This is a genomic window from Actinomadura sp. KC216 (assembly GCF_004348535.1).
In the GTDB taxonomy this organism is placed as follows: Bacteria; Actinomycetota; Actinomycetes; order Streptosporangiales; family Streptosporangiaceae; genus Spirillospora.
On record NZ_SMJX01000545.1, the window covers coordinates 1 to 2,927 of the forward strand.

2 protein-coding genes and 1 pseudogene are annotated in these 2,927 nt (G+C 72.1%); 1 reads left to right on the forward strand and 2 read right to left on the reverse strand.

Features of this window, described 5'->3' with window-relative positions:
- Positions 1 to 967 (reverse strand): annotated as a pseudogene (locus tag E1264_RS41730) (hypothetical protein); the annotation flags it as partial.
- 118 nt (positions 968 to 1,085) lie between these two features.
- Between E1264_RS41730 and E1264_RS41735 the strand changes: the two are divergent.
- Positions 1,086 to 2,255, forward strand: coding sequence for a prolyl oligopeptidase family serine peptidase (locus tag E1264_RS41735; RefSeq protein WP_165964659.1), 1,170 nt, complete (start codon positions 1,086 to 1,088; stop codon positions 2,253 to 2,255).
- On the opposite strand, the gene E1264_RS41740 is transcribed toward E1264_RS41735, so the two are convergent.
- The coding region (locus E1264_RS41740) for a zinc-binding dehydrogenase (RefSeq protein ID WP_132182977.1) at positions 2,248 to 2,927 on the reverse strand (680 nt) is incomplete at its 5' end. The genes E1264_RS41735 and E1264_RS41740 overlap by 8 nt on opposite strands.

Sequence of the window (2,927 nt, forward strand, 5' to 3'; positions counted from 1 at the left end):
CACCCGGCCCGCCCGCCGCGCCTGGCGCGCCTGGCGCGGGAACTGGCACGTCGGCGACCGTCGCCGGCTGGACGGCCCGGTTGCCGAGCCGGTGCGTCATCCACTCCGGGACCTCGTCGCGCGGGAACCGCTCCAGCTCGCGCCGGACGTCGGCCGGGGACGGCTCCGCGTCCCAATGCGGCTCGTCGTCGTGCCTGAAGCTCGCCCTGCAGCGGACGTCGCCGTCCTCGTACACGACCTCGAAGTCGATCCGGCACCAGGTGGACCCCTGGAACGCGTGCGTCCCGGCGCGGAGCCGGTCGAGGAGGTCCGCGGTGGCGGCGGGCGCCGTCCAGGGCGTGACGGCGCCGTCCGCGCGGTGGCAGGTCATCGCGGGGAACTCCACATGGTCCCCGACCGCCTGGTAGTAGCCGGAGATCGTCCGCCAGAGCGGCGGCGCGTGATCGGCGATCACGACCGTGAGCTGGTTCGACAGCAGCTCCATCTGCTCGACCGGGTCCAGCGGCCCGGTGCCGGGCACCGCGTCGCCGGCGGGGGCGGGTTCGCGGCCGTCCAGCCGGTCCCGCAGCCAGCCCGGCACGTTCGCGCCGTCGCGCGGCATGACGATCTGGTCGCGCCGCCAGTAGTCGACCGGGATCGGCGGATCCCACAGCGGGTCGAAGTCGTAGTTGTACAGCGGCCGCGCGGACTCCGGCTCGATGATCGCGACCATCGAGAACCAGGTGCCCTGCTCGGACAGGTACTGCGCGCGGCGCAGGTCCATCAGCAGGCCGGTCAGCTCCTGCGGGACGGTCTCCGCCGTCACCGTCTTGCCCTCGCCGGTCAGCACGGTCACCGCGACATCGTTGACGGCGACGGTCGCGATGCAGTGCAGGTCGATCCGCCGCCATCCCGGCGGCGCCATCCGCCGCGCGAACGCGATGACCTCGCCCTCGATCTCCGCGATGCGCTCGCTCTGCCCCGTCACGCCGCGCGCCCTCCCGTACCGGTCCATGGCACCTGTCCGGCAGATTAACCGCACTGATCACCGCATTGCGGAACGGCCCGGGCGTCGGAAACTTTCAGGGGAGGCTAGGTTCAATGTCGTGTCGACCATCGTCCCCGAGTCACCGGCCCCTGCCGCGCCCGAACCACGGGTCCGGCGGCGCCGCCGCGCCCGCCCGCTGATGGCGGCCGCGGTCGCGGTCATCGTCCTGCTGAGCGCGGCCGTCGGCGGGATCGGCTGGTATTTCGCGGGCGTCGCCATCGAGGTCGACCACTCGGACGACTATTCGCTCACCGTCCTGGACGCGGCGAACGGCACGGTCACGCTGCCCAGGGAAGACTCGACGGAACGGGCGGGCACCTGGGCTCTCGCCTGGAGGAACGGACGCGCTCTCCTAGGCCCTGTCATCAGCGGCAACGACGCGCAAGTCGTCCGCCAAGTCTCGTCCATCGTCGAGGGCGCCCTCGTCAAGGGCACCCTAGCGACCGTCGACCACTGGGTGTACGACGGCGATCCGAAGAGGGCTCTGGGGCTCGATTTCCAGGACGTCACGTATCCGTCCCAGGCGGGGCCCATGCCCGCGTGGTTGATTCCCGGTAAGTCGCCTGAGAGCACGTGGGTCATCGGCGTCCACGGACGGAACGCCGACAAGGCGGAGACGTTCCGCGCCATGAAGGCCGTCCATGCGCTCGGCCTGCCGATGATGTCCATCGCGTATCGGAACGATGTAGGCGCCCCACCGTCCGGCGACGGGAAGAACCACCTCGGCGACACCGAATGGCGCGACGTCGTGTCCGCCATGGGCTACGCACGCTCGAACGGCGCGACGGGCGTCGTCCTGTACGGCTGGTCCATGGGCGGCGCGATGTCCGTGAGGACCCTTCGCGACGACCCCACCTTCATCAGGGGCGTCGTCCTCGACTCCCCTGTCCTCGACTGGAACGCCACCCTGGACATGCAAGGCGACGCCCGCAATCTGCCCGGCTTCGTCACGGGCGTCGCCAAGCGCGTCCTGGAGTGGCGCATAGGCATCGACCTGTCGGACTACGACCAGCGCCGGTACGCGCCGAAACTGCGCACACCGGTCCTGCTGTTCACCGCCAGCGACGACGCCACGGTCGACAACGGCGCCGCCTACACCTTCGCCAGGACGGCCCCACCCGGCATGGTCACCCACATAGCCACACCGGGCGGACACACCGAATCGTGGAACGTCGACCCCATCGCCTACGAGCGCGCACTGACCGCCTTCCTAGAGAAAGTCACCTGACTTCTAGGAGCGTCTTGCCGACCGTGGCACGCGACTGGATGGCCCTGTGCGCGTCCGCCGCCCCGTCCAGCGGGAACCGCTGCCCGATCACCGGCCGGAGCCTCCCAGCGGCGGCCTCCGCCAGCGCGCCGCGCGTGAACTCCCGCAGCTCCTCCGGCGTGGCCCCCGGCCGGACGAGCGTCACGCCCCGCTCCGCCGCGTCCTCCTCCGGGACACCCGACCACTCGCCGCTCGCCAGCCCGAAACTGACCATCCGCCCGCCCGGCCGGAGCAGCGTGAACGCCTCGCGCCCCACATCGCCGCCGACTCCGTCGAACACCACGTCCACCTCCCCCGCCTTCGCGGCCCAGCCGGGTTCGCCGTAGTCGACGGCCTCGTCCGCGCCCAGCCCCAGCGCCACCTCGCCCTTGCGCGCCCCACCGGCCGCCGCGACGACCGTCGCGCCCGCCGCCTTCGCCAGCTGGACGAGCAGCGTCCCGACCCCACCGGCCGCCGCCTCCACCAGCACCCGCTCCCCGGGACGGGGCCGCGCCGCGTCCAGCATCATCGTCGCCGTCCGGCCGTCGGCCAGCAGCGCGACCGCGTCATCGAGCGCAAGCCCGTCCGGCACCTCGAACAGGCCCGCCGCATCAACAGCGACCAGCTCCGCGTACGCGCCCGAGCCCCCGGTAC